The 19,587-nt window shown below is 34.3% G+C and carries 18 protein-coding genes; 12 read left to right on the forward strand and 6 right to left on the reverse strand.

The window, feature by feature from the left end; translation table 11 throughout:
- The 4 genes from DCC35_RS06470 to DCC35_RS06485 all read left to right on the forward strand — a co-directional run bounded on the left by DCC35_RS06470 (position 1) and on the right by DCC35_RS06485 (position 5,196).
- A complete protein-coding gene (locus DCC35_RS06470; RefSeq protein ID WP_137090010.1) occupies positions 1 to 1,869 on the forward strand; it encodes a GAF domain-containing protein in 1,869 nt (622 codons plus the stop codon).
- Positions 1,870 to 1,948: 79 nt separating this feature from the next.
- A complete protein-coding gene (locus DCC35_RS06475) occupies positions 1,949 to 2,437 on the forward strand; it encodes a nuclear transport factor 2 family protein (RefSeq protein WP_137090011.1) in 489 nt (162 codons plus the stop codon).
- A 36-nt stretch (positions 2,438 to 2,473) separates the two neighbouring features.
- The gene (locus DCC35_RS06480; protein WP_137090012.1) at positions 2,474 to 4,714 is read left to right on the forward strand and encodes a LamG-like jellyroll fold domain-containing protein; all 2,241 of its coding nucleotides are present in this window, start codon (positions 2,474 to 2,476) and stop codon (positions 4,712 to 4,714) included.
- A gap of 44 nt (positions 4,715 to 4,758) precedes the next feature.
- Positions 4,759 to 5,196 carry a VOC family protein gene (locus DCC35_RS06485; protein ID WP_137090013.1) on the forward strand — a complete coding sequence of 146 codons (438 nt, stop codon included), beginning with the start codon at positions 4,759 to 4,761 and terminating at the stop codon, positions 5,194 to 5,196.
- On the opposite strand, the gene DCC35_RS06490 is transcribed toward DCC35_RS06485, so the two are convergent.
- From DCC35_RS06490 to DCC35_RS06500, 3 genes are all read right to left on the reverse strand, one after another.
- The gene (locus DCC35_RS06490) at positions 5,197 to 5,955 is read right to left on the reverse strand and encodes a LytR/AlgR family response regulator transcription factor (protein WP_137090014.1); all 759 of its coding nucleotides are present in this window, start codon (positions 5,953 to 5,955) and stop codon (positions 5,197 to 5,199) included. It lies immediately after the preceding gene.
- The gene (locus DCC35_RS06495) at positions 5,952 to 6,971 is read right to left on the reverse strand and encodes a sensor histidine kinase (protein ID WP_137090015.1); all 1,020 of its coding nucleotides are present in this window, start codon (positions 6,969 to 6,971) and stop codon (positions 5,952 to 5,954) included. Before DCC35_RS06495 ends, DCC35_RS06490 begins: the two co-directional genes overlap by 4 nt.
- Before the next feature lie 169 nt (positions 6,972 to 7,140).
- Complete coding sequence (locus DCC35_RS06500) at positions 7,141 to 7,569, reverse strand: DUF2141 domain-containing protein (protein ID WP_137090016.1); 429 nt, start codon at positions 7,567 to 7,569, stop codon at positions 7,141 to 7,143.
- 168 nt (positions 7,570 to 7,737) lie between these two features.
- On the opposite strand from DCC35_RS06500, the gene DCC35_RS06505 reads away from it, so the two are divergent.
- The 5 genes from DCC35_RS06505 (at position 7,738) to DCC35_RS06525 (ending at position 13,376) form a co-directional block, all read left to right on the forward strand.
- Positions 7,738 to 8,880 carry a tetratricopeptide repeat protein gene (locus DCC35_RS06505; protein ID WP_137090017.1) on the forward strand — a complete coding sequence of 381 codons (1,143 nt, stop codon included), beginning with the start codon at positions 7,738 to 7,740 and terminating at the stop codon, positions 8,878 to 8,880.
- Complete coding sequence (locus tag DCC35_RS06510) at positions 8,877 to 9,647, forward strand: sensor histidine kinase (protein WP_137090018.1); 771 nt, start codon at positions 8,877 to 8,879, stop codon at positions 9,645 to 9,647. The genes DCC35_RS06505 and DCC35_RS06510 overlap by 4 nt, the downstream gene beginning before the upstream one ends.
- A gap of 143 nt (positions 9,648 to 9,790) precedes the next feature.
- Complete coding sequence (locus tag DCC35_RS06515) at positions 9,791 to 11,656, forward strand: 2-oxoacid:acceptor oxidoreductase subunit alpha (RefSeq protein ID WP_137090019.1); 1,866 nt, start codon at positions 9,791 to 9,793, stop codon at positions 11,654 to 11,656.
- Positions 11,640 to 12,680 carry a 2-oxoacid:ferredoxin oxidoreductase subunit beta gene (locus DCC35_RS06520; protein ID WP_217495927.1) on the forward strand — a complete coding sequence of 347 codons (1,041 nt, stop codon included), beginning with the start codon at positions 11,640 to 11,642 and terminating at the stop codon, positions 12,678 to 12,680. Before DCC35_RS06515 ends, DCC35_RS06520 begins: the two co-directional genes overlap by 17 nt.
- Before the next feature lie 204 nt (positions 12,681 to 12,884).
- The gene (locus DCC35_RS06525; protein ID WP_217495928.1) at positions 12,885 to 13,376 is read left to right on the forward strand and encodes a RidA family protein; all 492 of its coding nucleotides are present in this window, start codon (positions 12,885 to 12,887) and stop codon (positions 13,374 to 13,376) included.
- On the opposite strand, the gene DCC35_RS06530 is transcribed toward DCC35_RS06525, so the two are convergent.
- The 3 genes from DCC35_RS06530 to DCC35_RS06540 all read right to left on the reverse strand — a co-directional run bounded on the left by DCC35_RS06530 (position 13,373) and on the right by DCC35_RS06540 (position 15,322).
- Complete coding sequence (locus DCC35_RS06530; RefSeq protein ID WP_137090021.1) at positions 13,373 to 13,825, reverse strand: protein-disulfide reductase DsbD domain-containing protein; 453 nt, start codon at positions 13,823 to 13,825, stop codon at positions 13,373 to 13,375. The two genes, DCC35_RS06525 and DCC35_RS06530, sit on opposite strands and share 4 nt — an antisense overlap.
- Positions 13,803 to 14,369 carry a peroxiredoxin family protein gene (locus tag DCC35_RS06535; RefSeq protein ID WP_137090022.1) on the reverse strand — a complete coding sequence of 189 codons (567 nt, stop codon included), beginning with the start codon at positions 14,367 to 14,369 and terminating at the stop codon, positions 13,803 to 13,805. Before DCC35_RS06535 ends, DCC35_RS06530 begins: the two co-directional genes overlap by 23 nt.
- Before the next feature lie 65 nt (positions 14,370 to 14,434).
- Positions 14,435 to 15,322: a hypothetical protein gene (locus DCC35_RS06540; RefSeq protein ID WP_137090023.1), complete on the reverse strand. Its 888-nt coding sequence runs from the start codon at positions 15,320 to 15,322 to the stop codon at positions 14,435 to 14,437.
- Positions 15,323 to 15,485: 163 nt separating this feature from the next.
- Here DCC35_RS06540 and DCC35_RS06545 point away from each other — a divergent pair, with 163 nt between their 5' ends.
- The 3 genes from DCC35_RS06545 to DCC35_RS06555 all read left to right on the forward strand — a co-directional run bounded on the left by DCC35_RS06545 (position 15,486) and on the right by DCC35_RS06555 (position 19,484).
- Complete coding sequence (locus DCC35_RS06545; RefSeq protein WP_137090024.1) at positions 15,486 to 17,369, forward strand: CBS domain-containing protein; 1,884 nt, start codon at positions 15,486 to 15,488, stop codon at positions 17,367 to 17,369.
- Entirely contained in the window at positions 17,353 to 18,555 is a 1,203-nt protein-coding gene (locus tag DCC35_RS06550) for a succinylglutamate desuccinylase/aspartoacylase family protein (protein WP_175402745.1), read from the forward strand. The genes DCC35_RS06545 and DCC35_RS06550 overlap by 17 nt, the downstream gene beginning before the upstream one ends.
- A gap of 491 nt (positions 18,556 to 19,046) precedes the next feature.
- Entirely contained in the window at positions 19,047 to 19,484 is a 438-nt protein-coding gene (locus DCC35_RS06555) for a hypothetical protein (protein WP_137090026.1), read from the forward strand.
- The last annotated feature ends 103 nt before the right edge of the window (positions 19,485 to 19,587 follow it).

Consider the following 19,587-nt stretch of genomic DNA (forward strand, 5'->3'; position numbering starts at 1 on the left):
ATGAATTTTTTCAATACACTTTTTAATCTTGGGGTATCCGAAGATATGGATAACTCATTGAAGTATAAAGTTAAGTTAACCAATATTGTTGCAGTAACATTATTAGCGTTAATCATTGTTTATACTATTATTTCAGCCATAATATATACTCCACTATTGCCATACTGTGTTGTTGGACTTTTTGGATATGCCTCTGTTCTAGTTTTTAATAAAATTGGATTTCAATATTTATCAAGATTTTTTGTTTCCATACTTCCAACAATAGTTGTTGCTCTTTTGCATGCAGTTATCGTCAGAGCAGGAGAACAGGTAAATATAGAAGTTTACTTATTTAATTTTGCTGCATTAGTATTGCCATGGGCAGTTTTTTCCTTAAAGGAATATAAAAGTATAATCCTGACCTTTGGATTTAACCTTTTAATATTCTTTAGCATAGATGAAATTAATTCTTTTATTGAGCCAGAGGAAACTACTGATGTATTTAATACAGGGTGGGTACAGCTATCTGTTGTTCTTGGAGCTATATCTTTTTCATCATTTATTGTAATATTTCTCCAGTATCTGAATTCACAATACGGTGAAGAGATGCGTTTACTATTGAAAAAATATGATGAAGAATCAAAGCTGGCCAAAGAAAAGGAAGAAGAAACTACAAAATATTTAAAGGAACTAGAGAGATCTCAAGAGGAGGAAAAGAAAAGAAACTGGGCTACTCAGGGGTTGGCTGAAATTGGATCATTATTAAGAAAAAGTGATGATTTACAAGAATTATGTGATGAGATAATCTCTTTTACAGTAAATTATTTGAAAGCAAACCAGGGAGCTCTTTTCTTAGTTGATGATAAGGACGAAGATGCAGTTTTAGAGCTGAAAGCTACATATGCCTATTCCAGGAAAAAGTTTGAAGAAAAAATTATCAGGCCAGGTCAGGGACTTGTCGGCCAGGTATTTTTAGAAAAATCATCTTTACTGCTAAAAGAAATACCTGAAGATTATGTAAGAATTACCTCCGGACTTGGTGATGCTACTCCTGGAAGTCTTATCATTGTTCCGATGATCGTAAATGAGGAAGTACATGGCATCTTTGAAATCGCCTCATTTAAAGATTTTGAAGATTATGAAATTTCATTTTTAGAGAATATTGGGGAAAATATAGCAACCTCCTTAAACAGCATACAGGTAAACTTAAAAACAAAAAGGTTACTCGAGGAATCTCAGGAATATACGGAGCAACTCCAGGCTTCGGAGGAAGAAATGAGACAGAACCTGGAAGAAATGCAGGCTATTCAGGAAAATCAAACCAGATTGCAAAACGAAGTAGCTGAAAAACAAGCTCAATTATCTGAAAAGATCGAAAAGATCGATAATTTTAATTTTGTATTAGACAGTTTGAGAACTACCGCGGAAGTTTCAAATGGTGATCCTGACGGATTAAAATTGATCCTTGAGGAAATCGCAAAAGTTATGAAAGTAAGCATGGCTTCATTTTGGTCATACTCTCCTTCAGCATCAAATATTATTTGTGAAAATAATTATGAATTATTTGCTGATGAGCATCAGAGTGGAGAGAAGTGGTCTCGAGGAGAGGTTCCAAATTTCTTCAAGGGTCTTGACGCAGATAAAGTGATCATGGCAGGAGACATTTCAAATCATGAAAACACTTTTGAATTAAAAGAAAAATATTTATCGGGTACAGAGGTGGTTTCAATGATGAGTGTACCGGTTTATATAGGAGGTAAGAATTCCGGGATTTTAAAAGTGGATCACGAAGATAATTACAGGGTATGGAGTCAGGAGGAGCTTACCTTTATGAAATCGGCTGCTGACCTTATTACTATACTTTATCAGAATAGCGGCGAAATTTCTTAAAAAGTATCAATTATTTTTATTTAATAAAAGGAAGTCTTAATTTAAGGTTTCCTTTTATTTTTTTTATAGGGTATTAACAATGAAATGCATTTTTTTAGTATTTATCCTGGCATCTTTTGCAGGATATTCACAAAGCCTTGATAAACCATTTGATAAAAAAGAGTTAATCCGTCAGGATAGTTTATTCTGGGTTTCATTTAATAAATGTGATGTCGACCAAATGATGACTTTTTTCACCAAAGATATGGAATTCTATCATGATCGGGGTGGATTAACGAAGGGGATAAAAGAGTTTGAAGAAGATACGAGGACAGGAATGTGTAAAGACCCGGAACTATGGAGCCTAAGAAGGGTAGAGATCGAAGAAAGCACTGAAGTTTATGAAATTAGCCAATATGGGGCATTGATCTCAGGTGAACATTTGTTCTATATAAAAGAGGCTGGGAAGGAAGAATTTCTTGATGGGTACGGCAAGTATCAAAACATCTGGAAGTACAAGGATGGGAAATGGAAAATGTCCAGAATATTGAGTTATGACCATAAGGCTCCTCCTGAAAAATACAACTAGGACTATAAGGATTTTTTAATAGGAATATCTATTGACATGAAATTACGAATATTTTTTTTATTACTTTTTTTATCACCAATAATTAAAGCGCAAGTCATTCAGGAAGGATTGGTTGCTTATTATCCTTTTTCTGGTAATGCAGATGATGTAATCGGGGTAAATGAAGGTACTGTATATGGAGCAAGCCTTGCAACAGACCGTTTTGGTAATCAGAATAATGCATATTATTTTGACGGACAAAACGATTGGATTGAAATTCCTGATAATGATTTGCTGGATTTTGCTGCTAATCAGGATTTCACTATTATTATCTGGGCTAATATTGCTTCCGTTCAAAATGATATGAGAGGTAATAATCATGAGTTGATAGGTAAGTGGAATGCCTTTAGGTCTCAACAATATCCATATGCAATCAGAATTACTAATGAAACTGCCAGCAGTCCTAATCGATTAGCTACCTGGAGATTTGACTCTGATTATTGTGGTAATGGACCATATACATTTTCTGCGTGTGAGTTTAAAAGAGATTTTTGGCATCAGTTTGTGTTTAGAAAAGCCGGCGAAGAATTAACTATTTTTCAGGATGGAGTAATAGTAGGTACATTTACAGATAACACTTCATTAAACTGTAATACAGAAAATAACCATCCGATTTATATAGGGAAAAGAGAATTTGATATGCGTATGTTTACCGGCTTTATGGATGATATTGCTTTTTACAATCGCGCATTGAGTAATGAAGAAATAAAAACCACCGTTACAGCACAAGAATGGGATCCGAAATACGGGACCACTAATTTTGTTGAATATTTAATACCACAGCAAATTGAACCAGCTAAAATTGATTCGGTAAATAATACAATAGAAATTAAAGTAAATTGTGAGGCCGATATAACAAATGTTATTCCAGAGTTTAACACAAATAATGCTGTAGTAAAACTAGATGGTATTGTACAAGTCAGTGGTTCTTCTTCCATAGATCTAAGCTTCCCCCAAATTTATACTGTTGAAACCTTTACAGAGCATGGTTGTAATGAAGAAAACTGGACTGTTTCGGTTGTTAAAACCTTTCCTTCAGAGGAAGAAATAAAAGCTCAAACAAAATTCACTTCATTTTATATTCCAGGTCAAATAGGGAATTCAGAAATTGATTCTGTAAACCAGATTATCAATATTTTGGTTCCTTGCAATTTTGATAAGAGTAATATCATAGCTGAATTTGGTTTGGCAAATGAACATGCAAAGGCAACTATCAATAATGTAGTTCAAATTAGTGGTGAAACATCTAATGATTTTACTAATAAAATTTATTATGATGTTATATTTAAGGATTGTGGGACTACCAGTTGGGAAGTGAATTTATTAGAAGAGGAAATAACAACAGCAGAAATAGAAAATTATAAATCCTTCTTTGATTTTGATATTCTTGGGAAGACAAAAAGTGTAAATATTGATTCTGAGAATCATCAAATTGATGTAGTTGTTTATTGTGATATTGATTTAACCAACTTAACTCCTTATTTCGAGGTATTTGAGGGTGTAAAGGTGTACCTGGATGATGTCATACAAGAAAGTGGTGTTAATTCAAATAATTATACGAAGACAAGATATTACAAGCTTGAAGAACCAACTAAGTGCATTATACAGGAATGGAGCGTAGATATCACTAATTATGAATTAACTGATACTGAAATCACTAATAAAACATCAGTTATAGATTTCTATATCGAAGATCAAATCGGAGAAACATCAATTAATACTCAAGAGAAGGAGATAAATGTTATAGTGCCGTGCAACTTTAAACTAGATTTGGTAAATGCTGATTTTGAATTAAGTGAAGGTGCGTCAGGATATGTTTATGAGGAAAAATTATTAAGTGGAATTTCTGAAATCTCCTATGAAAGTCCTGTGAAATTTCAGGTGTTTGGAGAAAAAGGATGTGTATCTACCGAGTGGACTATAAATGTAGAGAAAGAAGTTGTGAATCCTTCAGAGGTATTGACTCCCGACAATAGGAAATATTTTGTTCCAAATGTTTTTACACCTAATAATGATGGTTTTAACGAATTTTTTGAGATTGGTGAATATCTTCAGGGTTCGGAGTTGACTATAGTTAATAATAAAGGGAAGATAGTATATCAGAGTGATGAATATTATAACACTTTTGATGGCGAAGGGCTACATAATGGTATTTATTATTATGTAATCAGAAGTAAGTGTTTTGAAAAGGAAATTGATGGGTATGTAGTAATTGCATTTAAGAATTCAGGTAAATAGTAGGAAGGGGAAATTTTTAGTAAATTATAGTTAAAGATTTTATTATGAAAAATTTAACTACCTACCTGATGTTTGATGGCAAGTGTGAGGAAGCCTTTAATTTCTACAAATCTGTTTTTGGGGGAGATTTTATAAGTTTGGAAAGGTATAAACACATGCCTCCCTCAGAAAAAGAAAGCCCTGAAATTCCTGACGAACACGGTGATCGTATAATGCATATATCTCTGAAGATATCTGATGAAATAATCATTATGGGAAGTGATACTGCCGGAAAGTGGGCAGAAAACCATAATCAGGGTAATAATTTTTCGATTTCTATAGATACTGAAAATAAAGAAGAAGCAGATAAGTTATTCCAGGAATTATCTAAAGATGGCAAAGTCACCATGCCCCAGGTAAATACTTTTTGGGGCGCATACTTTGGTTCTGTAGAAGATAAGTTTGGAGTAAACTGGATGGTTAATCTGGATACTGAATCCTGATCATGAATCTAATTTAGATTTGAACTCATTAACCTTATCCCTGCTTACAATTATATCATCTTCAGGTTGATTTTCAATAATCACTTTTAAGCGACTATTTGAATAAGCAATTATGTCTTTTATTGCCGAAAAGCTAATAATGTATTTCCTGTTCACCCGGTAAAATGAATCGGGATCTAATAATGACTCTAATTTATCTAATGAATGGTCGAGAAGTAAATTTTTCCCATCCAGCGTATTGCAAAAAGTGGCTTTTTCTCGTGAATAAAAATAATTTATCTGATTTACCGGCACTGATTTGTAATGCTCTCCTGTCTTAATTAAGAATCTGTTTTTATAATTCTTGGTAAGAGATTTCATCGTATCAGTTAATTGTTGAATTTGATTCTCACCAGAAAATGAACTTTTCAGATCTTCGAGCTTATTTAATGCTTTCTCAACATCCTCATCGTCTATAGGCTTTAGCAAATAATCAACAGAGTTTAATTCAAATGCTTTTAAAGCATATTCGTTGTAAGCAGTTGTAAAAATAATTGGAACTTTCACTTCTACATGATCAAATATTTCAAAGCTAATACCGTCAGAAATTTGAATATCTAAAAAGATTAAATCCAGGTTAGAGTTATTTTTAAGGAATTCAACAGAATCTTTGACAGAATCTATCTTTGCAATGACTTTATAATCAGGTTTAAGTTGCTTTATAATGGATTCCAGCCTTTTAGCTGCTGGTTTTTCATCTTCTATTATCAGTATGTTCATTTTTTAATCAGGGGTAAACTAACAGAAAAAGTATTTTGGTCTTTGGTTATTTCTATTGCATCTGAAGACAGGTATTTATAGCGAGACTTAATGTTTTCAATTCCTACACCAGTGTTATTTTCGTTGATCGTGTTTTTTATTTGGAGATTGTTTTCAACTATTATTCTTTCGTCTTTTATATAAATATCAATTGTCAAGGGGCTTTCAGAAGAAAGCACATTGTGTTTTATGGCATTTTCAGTCAATAACTGTAAAGTCAGAGGGGGGATCATTATATTACTGGATTCTTCCAGACCTAGAAGGTTTTCATTAATAAATAAAGCATCTTCATGTCTTATTTGCTGCAGGAAGACATAGGATCTGACAAAATTCATTTCCTCTTTTAATTTAACAAGCTCTTTATCTTTGACTTCCAGCACATACCTGTATACTTCAGAAAGCTTTTTTATAAATTTTGCGGCTGTATTTTGATTCTCAAACACCAGGTTGGTCAGGGTGTTCAAACTGTTGAAAAGAAAATGCGGATTAACCTGGTTTTTAAGAGTTTCAAATTTGGCAGTCATGATTTCCTTTTGCATTCTCTCACTATCAATAGCAGCCTGTCTCCAGGCTAATAAGAATTGTCGGGCATAAAGGATCAAAGTCATAACCAGAGTAATTCCTATTGCTATTAAAACGGTTGTTTTATAATTGGATATAGTAATTCCAAATAGCGCTGTGACTTCAAATATCACTGTCACAAGTACGAAGGTAATCAGAGAGTGGCCTATAATTCCAATAAATGCTCTGAGCAGTGGTGTTTTAACCCATGAAACTTTCAAGTCCAGTACTGCAGACAAAAATTGATTTCCTTTCCAAAGAGTCACCCAGAATGTACCACTTATAATAATGGAATAGATCTTATTCTCGCATGTTAAACACATGAGGTATCCCCAGGGGATTCCAATCAGGAATATGAGAAAGGACTCGAGAAGTTCCTTTTTGAGGTTAAAGTTAATTGCCGGTTTTTCAGACATAGTTTGCAAATAAACAGATTTTCGAACTAAAGATGAAATCGTGGAATTATTTATATTTATTCCCGGTAAATTCTTGATGAGTGGGTCTTTTAAATAAGGCTGCCGGATCAGCGGCACGTTCTACTGATCCGGCAATAATATACAAATTAGAGTGCCCCGAACAATTAGTTTACTTTAAGGTAACTGTTAACATTCTATCTTTCTGAAAGCTCATTTTAGCCGATTCATATGGTGCAGGACCATATGGGTTAGAAGCATTATTAGAATATCCCAAAGGTTCTTCCGGTCCCATCATCCCTATATCAATATTGTTATTTGAATTTAAATCCTGATAAATAATAATAGCATAATCTCCTGCCGGAAGGTTTTCAACTTTATAAATATCCGACTGTTCGTTTTTTAAGTCTACGATGACGTCTCTAAATGCCTGATCAGGATAATTTACATTAGTGTTAAAAACTCTGATCATTAACTGACCTTGTTGAGCTTTAATCCCCTCAATTTTGAGAGTGATATTAATTGATTCTTTTTCTTCTTGAGCAAAGCTGTTAAAAGCTATAAGTAAAATTCCAATTCCAATTAGTTTAAACTGTTTCATTATTCGATTATTTTTGTGTTTTTTTATGATTACACTGGAAAGTTGATGTTTTATCAGATAACCTGATAATAATTGTTGCCGAATCGTTGAATCAGCTTACTGAATCGTAGATATTTAATTTTTTCCTGTTTTGGAAATTAAAAAACTTGTAGAGATCACCGAGAGAAAATGAAATTTGAGGGACAGATTTATTTCATAATTTTTATATTATTTCTATTAAGTGCAGGTAGTATACAATCTCAGGAGATAGATAATCCATATATTGATTCTTTAAACAAAATACTTAAAACAGATTCAATTTCTAATAATCAGGAGCAAAGGCTTATCATTTTAAATGAAATAGCAAATCAACACTATATAAAAGGAGATTTCAGAGAAGCTCATTCAAAATATAACGAAGTTGTTTCTGATTCTACGAATGGGATTTTTGAACGAGAAATAGCAAAAGCTCTATCCGGTTTATCTCACATAGAATGGAGATGGGGTGATAATGTTTCAGCCATAAACAAGGCAATAAAAAGTATTGAAATTTTTAAAGCAATAAATGACACTGCTAACATCTGTAAAGCTTCTGATATTTTGGGTGGTATATATGCTAGTCTTGGAAAATACGGGGAGGCTGAAAAAACATACAGACAAATACTGAAGTTAACGGGGGCCACTAATGATTCTGTCAATGAAGGGTCCGCTCTTGAGCATATTGGAATTGTAAAGTTCTTCGAAGGTAATTATGATTCTTCAATCCTGTATTATCAAAAGTCCTATGATATATTTAATACGATAAATGCTCCAATACGTGCAGCTATTGCAAAGTCAAATATAGGAGAGGCATATCTTTATAAAGGAAATTATTCTAAGGCTATTGAATACCTTGAAGAGGCAATTACGGAAATGGAAAAGGAGTCTTTTCGTTCAGGGTTAATATTTGCTAACTATAGTCTGGGGAGTAGTAAGACAAAACTCGGTCAATACAAGGAAGGATTAAAACATTATGAAAAGGCCCTGGAGTTAATTAAAATAACTGGAGAGTTCAGGGAAAAACCCTTTGTTCTTGAACTCATGTCAGAAAACCTGGATCAGCAAGGGGATCATGCCAGGGCTCTGGAGTTGTATAAATTAAGTGCTGAAATAAAAGATTCGATAGATAATATTGAAAACAGAGCAGCTATCGAAGAAATCAGGACCAGGTACGAAGTGGCTGAAAAAGAGAGAAAAAATAAGATTCTTTCAGATCAAAATAAGCAGAAAGAAGCTTCGATTAAGGTTAAGAATCAGATGTTATTAGCTCAATTTTTGCTGGTATATTGTTGATATTAGTATTAGTCGTAGGTATATACTCTTACAGAAAGGTTAAAAAGCAAAAGAATAATCTTAATGCCGTAAATAAAGTTAAAGACCAGATATTAAGAGTAATTGGTCATGACCTGCGAGGACCTGTAGGTAACCTGAAAGTGATTACTGATATCATAACCTCCAAGGATAACATTTCAAATCCTGAAGAGCAGGCATGGATATTAAATCGATTAAAGTCAGAAATTAATGATACTTATTTTTTATTGACAGATCTTCTGGCATGGTCTCAAATGCAGAGAGATAATCCTAAGTTGACATTTTCGAAATTTAACTTAGTTGTCCTTGTCCACAGATCAATAAAAATCATGGAGCCTAACGCGACGCGTAAAGGAATTGAAATTAACTTTAATTACAGCGATAAAACAGTTGAATGCTTTTCAGATCCAAATATGATTCAATCAGTTTTAAGAAACCTTATCGGAAATGCTGTAAAATTCACACCTTCCGGTGGTTCTGTGAATATCAAACTTATAGAAGATATCCAGAAAGGTAAAGCCATAATCGAGGTATCTGATACCGGGGAAGGTATTAAAAGAACTGAAATGGATAAAATATTTACTTATCAGGGTCTCAAGTCTTCGCGGGGAACCTCGAATGAACCTGGTACGGGAATAGGTCTCTCTTTATGCTATGATATTATTTCGATGTGTGATGGACAGATAGGCGTAAGAAATAACAGTGACTTGGGATCAACATTTTACTTTACAGTTCCTTTAAATACCTGACTATTATCAAGTATGATAATAATCAGTTAAAATAATGAGAAAATCACAGGCTTTTATAGAGTTAAAATTTTAATTTATATAAAAAGGTTTTTCGTTGATATTCATACGGTTAACCATTAAAAAATAACTCAAAATACAAAGCCATGAAAGAACCAGTTGACGAGTCACGCGACGAGGTTGTTATTCACTTCGCAGGAGATTCAGGCGATGGTATTCAACTTACTGGTGGCCAATTCACTGAAACTGTTGAATTATTTGGTAACGACATTAGTACATTTCCTAACTTTCCCGCAGAGATAAGAGCTCCTATCGGAACCCTTGCAGGAGTATCAGGGTTTCAGTTAAAATTTGGATCTGTAGAGGTATTTACCCCTGGAGATATGTTTGATGTGCTGGTTGTAATGAATGCTGCAGCATTGAAGATCAATCTTAAAAATTTAAAGCCAGGTGGCATTATTATTGCGAACACAGCAGGTTTTGATAAGAAAAATTTAAATCTGGCAAAATATATCGATGGTGCAAATCCACTTATTGATCATTCCTTAGATAATTACCAGCTTCATGCTATAGATATTACCAAGATGACTCGTGAAGCCCTTAAAGACTTTGGGTTATCAGTAAAGGAAGTGGATAGATGTAAAAATATGTTTGTCCTTGGATATGTCTATTGGATGTTTAGTCAAACCCCCGACAACACGATAAAATTTATTCGAAATAAGTTTAAGAAAAATACTGAAATAGCGGAGGCTAACATTAAAGCCCTCAAAACAGGTTACAATTTCGGAGATACCAATGAAACCTTTAAAACTCGGTTTAGGATTAAAGCAGCTTCATTACCTAAAGGCAAATACAGAAATATTAATGGAAATAGTGCTTTAGCTTTAGCTCTAATTGCTGCTTCTCATAAAAATAATCTCGAACTTTTTTATGCAAGTTATCCGATAACCCCTGCTTCAGATATTCTACATGAATTAAGCAGACATAAAAATTTTGGTGTTAAAACCTACCAGGCAGAGGATGAGATTGCAGCGGCTTGTGCAGCCATTGGCGCTTCATTTGGAGGATCATTAGCTGTTACCGGTTCCTCCGGGCCTGGAATAGCTTTAAAAGGCGAGGCATTAGGCCTGGCAGTGATGCTGGAAACACCAATGGTAATTATTAATGTCCAGCGTGGAGGCCCATCAACAGGTTTGCCAACAAAAACCGAACAAGCTGATCTTTTACAAGCTATATATGGTAGAAATGGTGAAGCACCGATTCCGGTACTAGCAGCGTCTTCTCCAAAAGATTGCTTTGATGTAGCCTATGAAGCCTGTAGAATCGCAGTCGAACATATGACTCCGGTTCTGGTACTCTCTGATGGTTATGTAGCAAATGGGTCAGAGCCATGGCAATTTCCTGAATCAAAGGATTTGAAAGAATTTAAGGTTCACCGTCCTACCGGAGATGAGTTCGTCGATGAGCAGTACCTACCTTATTATCGCGACGAAAATCATGTTAGGCCCTGGGTGGTGCCCGGAATGAAGGGGTACACACATAGGGTAGGTGGATTGGAAAAAGAAGCAAACACCGGTAATGTATCTTATGATGGGAATAATCACGAGCTTATGGTTAAAACCAGGGCTGAAAAAATCGAAAAAATAGCTGATTTTATTCCTAAGCAGGAAATTAATAGAGGTGAAGCCGGTGCAGATATATTGATTCTTGGCTGGGGATCAACTTTTGGTGCTATCGAAACCGCTACCAAAGAATTAATTGAGGAAGGATTATCGGTTGCTCACATTCAATTGAAATACCTATTCCCCTTCCCTTCAAATCTGGGAGAATTGTTGAAAACATTTGACAAGGTAGTGGTTCCGGAAATGAATCGTGGTCAGCTAACTAAATTGATCAGAGATAAATTTTTAATAGATGCAAAATCGATTAGTAAGGTTAAAGGACTTCCATTTACAGTTGATGAAATCAAGGAAAGAGTTTTAAAATTGAGAGAATATGCAGACCAAAAATAAAAGTAACGGACATGGTGAAAATCTTGTAGCTAAGGATTTTGCAACTGATCAGGATGTAAGATGGTGTCCAGGTTGTGGTGATTATTCAATTCTTAAGCAGATTCAGACTATTTTACCTTCTATTAATGTTCCCAGGGAAAATATCGTCTTTATTTCGGGTATTGGCTGTTCTTCACGGTTTCCATATTATATGAATACTTATGGCATGCATAGTATTCACGGTCGGGCAGGAGCAATAGTCAGTGGACTTAAATCTGTAAATCCTGATTTAGATATTTGGATGATTACTGGCGACGGAGATAGTTTGTCAATAGGCGGTAACCATCTCATCCATCTTTTAAGAAGGAACTTTAATGTGAATATCGTTTTGTTTAATAACCAGATTTACGGATTGACCAAAGGGCAATATTCTCCAACTTCTCCTAAAGGTCAGGTAAGTAAATCTACTCCTTTTGGTTCGGTAGACAGGCCATTTAACCCGATCACTCTTGCTTTAGGAAGTGAAGGTACATTTGTTGCCAGGGCCATCGATCGGAATCCTATTCACTTGAGAGAAATTTTAAGTGCCGCTCATGATCACAATGGAGCATCTTTTATCGAGATATATCAAAATTGTAATGTTTTTAATGATGGTGCTTTTGAAGAATTCACGGATAAATCGTTAAAAGATAAAAACACCCTGTATCTTGAAAATGGAAGACCATTATTATTCGATAACGAATCAAAAGGCATTGTTTTGGATGGATTTAAGCCTGTAATCGTAGATATGGATTCCTATTCTCCTGATGATTGCTGGATACATGATGATGAAGATAAAATTAAAGCCTCGATATTGGCTGAGTTTTTTGACTATACAGAAGAGAGGGGGAATTACCTCGTCCTTTTGGAATATTTTATAAAAATCAGAGGAATACCTATGAGCAGGTATTCCAGGATCAGATCGACCTTTATAAATCTAAAAGAGAAGCTGATCTGGATTCATTGCTCAGTGGTAATAACTTCTGGGAAGTTAAATAAGGCCTAAATGTAAATAATGAAATAAAACCGAAGAGAGATCTTCGGTTTTTGTTTGTATATTAATAATATCAGAATTATTTCCTTACGGAACTTTCTATCATAATAATATTAATTACCAATGACTAAATATTTCATATTAACAGTTTTTGTAGTTCTTTTTTTTACTTCTTGTCAACCGACCGAAAAAAAGAAATTAAGTGAAACTTTGGAGATGGACACTGTACAGCAGCCGCTTTATCCATATGATGTGGAAGAAAAGATTGAAGAGTTGGGTTTAAATATAACAGAGCCTGGTACACCTGTAGCTAATTATGTGAATGCAGTAAGGTCAGGAAACCTGGTATTTCTGGCTGGTAAAGGACCCAAAAAAGAGGATGGATCTTATATAACCGGAAAGTTAGGTTCAGATCTTTCAGTAGAACAAGGGTATGAAGCAGCCAGATATACAGCTATAGAACAGCTAAGATCTATAAAAGCCGAGGTTGGAGATCTTAATAATGTAGTAAGAATAGTAAAGGTTCATGGTATGGTAAATGCAGGTCCGGATTTTGTTGATCACCCTTCAGTAATTAACGGTTTTAGCGATCTCATGGTTGAGGTTTTTGGTGAAAGGGGGAAACATGCAAGGGCTGCAGTAGGGATGGGATCTTTACCATCTAATATTGCAGTTGAAATTGAGGTGGTAGTCGAAGTAAGAGATTAATTTATAATATCGATTTTAAATGATAGTTCCCTTGGGAAAAAGCATTTTTGATTATTACAAGGTTGATACTTAAGTTTTCCAAAGATCGAATTCTGATTTAATTTCCCGGAGTATATTAGTGGCACTTTTACGATCAGTTCGTTGCTAAATACCAGAGTTTTGAAATTTCCCACATAAAAATATTCAGGTTCAGGAAATGCAGGGCTGCCAAACGATAGGTTATTAGTTTCCTGCAAATATAATTCTGTTGGGATCAATAGGTCATCTTCAGGTTTATGTGACTGAATATGGAAGCCCTGATTTATTGTAAAAAATAATACCAGAGTATCGGGATTAACTTGTGGCGACAATATGGATTTTTGGTAACTGACCCAATTATTGTCCTGAATGTTACCACAAGTTAAACCTGATAGAATTATCAGAAAGCTAGTGTTCCTGAAGAAGTTCATTTAACCTTTTTTGTAAAGAAATCAGTTTTGCGTCGAAATTCTTTGAGTCTAACAATGACATAAACTGAATATTTCCCTCGGGATCTACGATTAAATTAGAGGCCAGCATAACTTCATCTCTTGCAAGATCAGGTAAAACGTTATCCGGAGCAAAAGAGGCAGCAACTTTACCGTCAGAATCGAGTAACACCGGGAAAGTAAAGTTAAATCTGTCTTGTAATTTAGCCTTGACTAATTCCTTAGGCTCTTTGACATCAATTATCAGTACATTTACGTTCTTAGACTGGTATTTTTCATATAATGCTTGTAGATATGGAGCTTCTGCATTGCAGAAAGGACACCATGTAGTAGCAATATGAATCACAAGGAATTCACCTTTGTACTCATTCATAGAAATTTCATTTCCACTGAGATCACTTAAATTGAAATCAGGAGCTTTTTGTAAAGGGGCATCGTTGGCATTTTTCTGAGAATACGAGGTGAAAGAAAGATTAAAAAACAGAAAAGTAATCAACAAAACCCAATTTAATTTGAAATGGGTCATTGTATTAAACTGTTTTGTGGTCTATAAATTTACTTAAAATAATCTTCACTAAGATTAAAAACAGATTATTTATTACCAAAAGGGATTGTTACTCCAAGAATAGGAACTCCCACAATAAAACTTGGATAGGCAAAGTCCATAGCCAGAATAGCTCCATAGTTAAAACTAATGTTTTTCGACCCGGTCTTACCGCCAATAGTTAAAAGCATGCCCTCACCAAATTCCTGGTTTTCTATGGGATTAATTCCCGCAATAAAACCTTCTACGGTAAAATAGGTAGATTTTGAAATACGAACAGCACCGCTGATCTTACCGAGTGGATATTTTACCAAGCCATATCCTTGCTGATAGGGAACTCCTAAACCTAAGGTTAGATTTAAATTTTTATCGCCAAAAGTTGTGGCACCATATAATGCGCCAAGAACAGGCATGTCTACATTGAATAATTTCAGACCTGTAGCTCCTATAGAAAAATAAATGTTTTTTCCTTTATTAGGAAAACTGTATTTAGCAGAAAACCAAAATGGAAGAGCAATTCCATTTTGAAAATCAATTATAGGTAGTATACCTGTGCCTATAGAAAAGTTATCTGTAATCCCATAAGCCAAACTATTTGAGAATATCCAGATATTGTTGTAATATCCCTGACCTTTTTTAAGAGGAATTGCATTTCCGGTTAGTATATATTGAGAAGCATATATATGTTCATGCCAGATTTTCCCGTTTTTTATTGACTGTCCGTTGTCATGTTCAATTTCTCGAATGTCATCTCTATTAATTTTTAATTGACCAAATTTCTCTGTCTGAAGTGAAATCCTCTCATCTGATTGATTAGTTATTCTTCCTTTATAAACGGCTTTGTCTTTAGTGGATACATAAACAGTTTCTGTCGAGTCGAATTCTATCTTTTCCTGACCAGCCAGGTTTAAAGCAAGAAATGATAAAAATATCATGTAAATCATGGAGTAGACTCGCATCTCTTAAAGAAATATAGTTGATAAATTTTGATTCAAAAGAAAGGATTTTTTGTTAAAAATCATAATGCTGACTGATGTTTGTTTTGTGGTTATATCATCTCAGGCATTACATTAAGTAAGGATAAATAATGCTTTACTTATGGGAGAACATACAGTGAAATCCATATCTGATGGTCAATTAAGAGCTAAGTATATCAAGAGGTTGCTGGAAGATATTCAGATCCTCGATGAACTCATACAAAATAAAAGTTTCGAAGATGATGTTGTCAGGATAGGTGCTGAACAGGAATTTTGTTTAATAAATAAAAACTGGAAACCGGCAGATAATTCCCTTGAGGTTCTTAACGAAATTAATGACAGCCATTTTACAACTGAACTGGCAAAGTATAATCTTGAAATCAATCTCGATCCTTTACTTTTTGAAAAAGATTGTTTTTCAGTCTTGGAAACTACTTTATCCAGTTTTTTAGAAAAGGCTAAAAAGGCGTCCAAGAAACATGACAGTAAAGTGTTATTAACAGGGATTTTGCCGACAATCAGTAGAAAAGAACTCCAGCTTGACTACATGACTCCCATTCCACGTTACTTTCTGCTCAATGAGGTAGTAAAAGCCATTAGAGGGACAGATTTTAGTTTTCACATGATGGGTGTTGATGAACTTACTTTTATTCATGATTCAGTATTATTTGAGGCATGTAATACAAGTTTTCAGATGCATTTACAGGTTTCCTCAGATGACTTTGTTTCCGCTTATAACTGGTCACAAGCTATCTCCGGACCGGTATTGGGTATATGTGCTAATTCACCTTTGCTATTGGGAAGAGAGTTATGGTTTGAAACAAGGATCGCATTATTTATGCAAAGTGTTGATACCAGAATCAGCTCCTATGCATTGAAGGATCAGGAACCAAGAGTTTCCTTTGGAGATGAATGGGCAACTGGTACAGTTACAGATATTTTTAAAAAGAATATTTCTAAATACAAAGTGCTTCTCACTAAAGAACTCGAAGAGAATATTTATGATAAAATGAAAAGAAATATTTCTGAGATTCCGAAACTTGAAGCCTTGAGTTTGCACAATGGCACAATCTATCCATGGAATAGACCTTGTTATGGAGTGGGAGGGGGAAAACCACATTTGAGAATTGAAAACAGATATATTCCTTCAGGTCCAACTGTAATTGATGAAGTTGCGAATTTTGCTTTTTGGGCCGGTTTGATGAAAGGGCGTCCGACAAAATATAATGATATGGAAGGAAAAATGGACTTCAGAGATGCTAAGAGTAATTTTATCCGTGCAGCACGTACAGGTAAAGAGTCTGTTATGAGATGGGAGGGAGATTACAGTTCAGTAAGGCAATTGATAGCCAAAGAATTTTTACCTCTGGCCTATGAGGGGCTGAGAAAAATGAACGTGGATAAAAGTGATATAGAAAAATATCTTGGCATCATTGAACAACGGACCTGCGGAAAATCGTCTGCTCAGTGGATCATCAAAAATTTCCGAGAGTTAAAGAAGAATTTGAAAAGTGATGATGCCTTGATGGCATTGACGAAGTCGATGTACAAGCATCAGCAAAAAGGAAAACCTGTTCATGAATGGAAGACTTCCAAACCAATTACTGATATCCATGAATCTGCCAAGTTTGCCGGGCACATTATGTCTACACATTTATTTACTGTTAATGTGGATGATCCTGCTGAATTTGCATTTAAAATTATGGAATGGAACGATATCCATCATTTGCCTGTAGAGGACTTAAAAGGAGATCTGGTTGGTATATTAGGCGAAGGGTTTCTCAGCAAAGTCAAAAATGGCTTGCTTGATATTTCAAAATATAATGTCGGGGAGATTATGGAAAAGGATTTTCAAACTGTAGATATCCATCAATCAATTAAAGAAGTAGTCGATATTCTTAAAAATCATCACCTGACATGCCTTCCAGTGGTAGAGAAAAATCAGATGGTAGGAATAATCACAGAAAATGACCTTAAGTCGATGCAATATGGTGGAATTAACTGATCAATTTAGGGGACATAAGATCAAGGTAGGAAGACTGATCGGTAAAATCGAGGGCAAAAAGGAAGGCCCCAGCATGATATTTACAGGTGGTATACATGGAAATGAGCCTTCAGGTGTATTTGCTATTAGAGAAGTGATTGAGGAGATCTCCAGGAATAAAATAAAGGTCAGAGGAAACATTTATGGCATTAGTGGTAACCTAAAAGCCCTCGGTAAAGGGCATCGGTACGAAAAGTATGATTTAAACCGACTTTGGACCAAAAAAAAGATTGAAAGCTTACTTAACGATGTCCAAAAGGAACCGGCTCAGGATATTATTGAGCAAAAGGAGATACTTACTGAAATAAGAAAAATTTTAAATGAGGACAACGGTCCTTTTTATTTTTTTGATCTTCATACTACCTCTAGTGAAACTAATCCATTTTTGACTGTTAATGACTGTTTAGCAAATAGGAAATTCGCTGAATTATTCCCTGTTCCTATGATCCTGGGAATTGAAGAATATCTTGAAGGCCCATTGTTAAGCTATATAAATGAATTAGGGTATGTGGCCTTCGGGTTTGAAGGTGGGAGTCATGGTGATAAATCATCGGTAGATAACCATAAAGCTTTTATTTTGTTAGCTCTGGTCCATGCTGGCATGATCAAAAGAAAATCGTTTAATTATTACAAATATTACGATCAACTTGCAAAAACTTCTTTTGATTCACATGAAATATTTGAGATTTTTTACAGATTCCAGGTCTTTGATAATTCTAAATTTAAAATGAAGCCCGGGTTTGTAAATTTTCAGAAAATAAAGCAAGGGACTATTTTGGCTAAATATAACGGGGAGCGTATAAAAGCAGAAGAAAATGCACGCATATTTATGCCTTTATATCAAAATCAGGGTGATGATGGTTTTTTTCTTATCCGGAAGGTATCTCCATTTTTTCTAAAATTATCTGAAAAATTAAGAACCTTGAAAGTAGATAAGATTCTTCCGGTGTTACCTGGTGTGAAGTGGCATAATAAAGAAAAGGATACTTTAGAAGTAAATACTACCATAGCAAAATTTTTTGCAAAGAGATTTTTTCATCTCCTTGGATTTAGAGCAATAATTTTAGGGGAAAATAAATACCTCATGAAAAATCGTGAAAAAGCAGTTCGAAGCAAAGATTATAAGAATGAAAAATTTTTTCAATGACGAAATGGGGTATTATTATAATCAATTATTGAAGTGAGGTTTCGATTTTATAATTGTATTTTTCGAAGAATAATATTGAGAGTTGGTATTGGTGTAGCACGTTACCATTAATGGTTATTTTATATGGATTGATAGTTCTATTAGTATCATTAAATTAAATAATTCGGGAATAATTTAAATGGGTTTCATTTTTGATTTTGTAGTAAATCAATATTCAAAAATCCCCACTTTTATAATTGTATTTTAAGTGCTATTTTAGGGAGTAGTGAAAATTTGATGGACTCAAATATCATGAAATCCGTCGCTTCAAATTTATCAATTAGGGACCAGTTAATTGATGATTTCTATAAGCGCCTAACTATCAGAGAGTCAAAAAAGAGTTCCATAAATTAATAAATAATAAACACGCAGAAGGCTGGATAATTAGGCTGTCACTATTTATAATTGCAGCCATTTGAAAACCAATGCGCAATTAGATCTATTGAGGGAGCATGAAACAAAGTCTTATTTGGAAACATTACCACAAACCACTTCATAACTTTATTTTATTTAAGGTTAAAGATAAAGATCTTGCAGAGGATATAATTCAGGAAGTCTGGTTAGCATTACTTAGATCTATGCTGGAAAACCAGAATATTTCTAATTTAGTTGTTTGGTTATTCGATAAAGCTGCAAAAGAGGTAGCCAATTTTAATGAGAGAATAGAATATCAAAAGTGTTCATTAAAAGAGTTTAGAAATGAAGATCCTAAAAAATCAGTAATAAGCTATTTATATGAAATACAGGAAATGTCAATTCCTGAGATTTCTAAAGTAGTAGAGGAGTCTTCAGATGAAATTGTATCCTTAATTGAGGAAAATTCTAATAAGGCAGCAAACGTTAATAAGGCAGCAAACAATAGTAATGAGGACTATCTGATAATAAATTAACTAAAATTCCTTTTGTAAAGGAGTAATTTTAAATAACTCTATTAAACGGATTCGCGGGTCGCATCAATTTTAATACAAAGGTTATCCGGGTCATATAAATTTT

The sequence above is a fragment of the Mangrovivirga cuniculi genome, from assembly GCF_005166025.1.
Classification (GTDB): Bacteria; Bacteroidota; Bacteroidia; order Cytophagales; family Cyclobacteriaceae; genus Mangrovivirga; species Mangrovivirga cuniculi.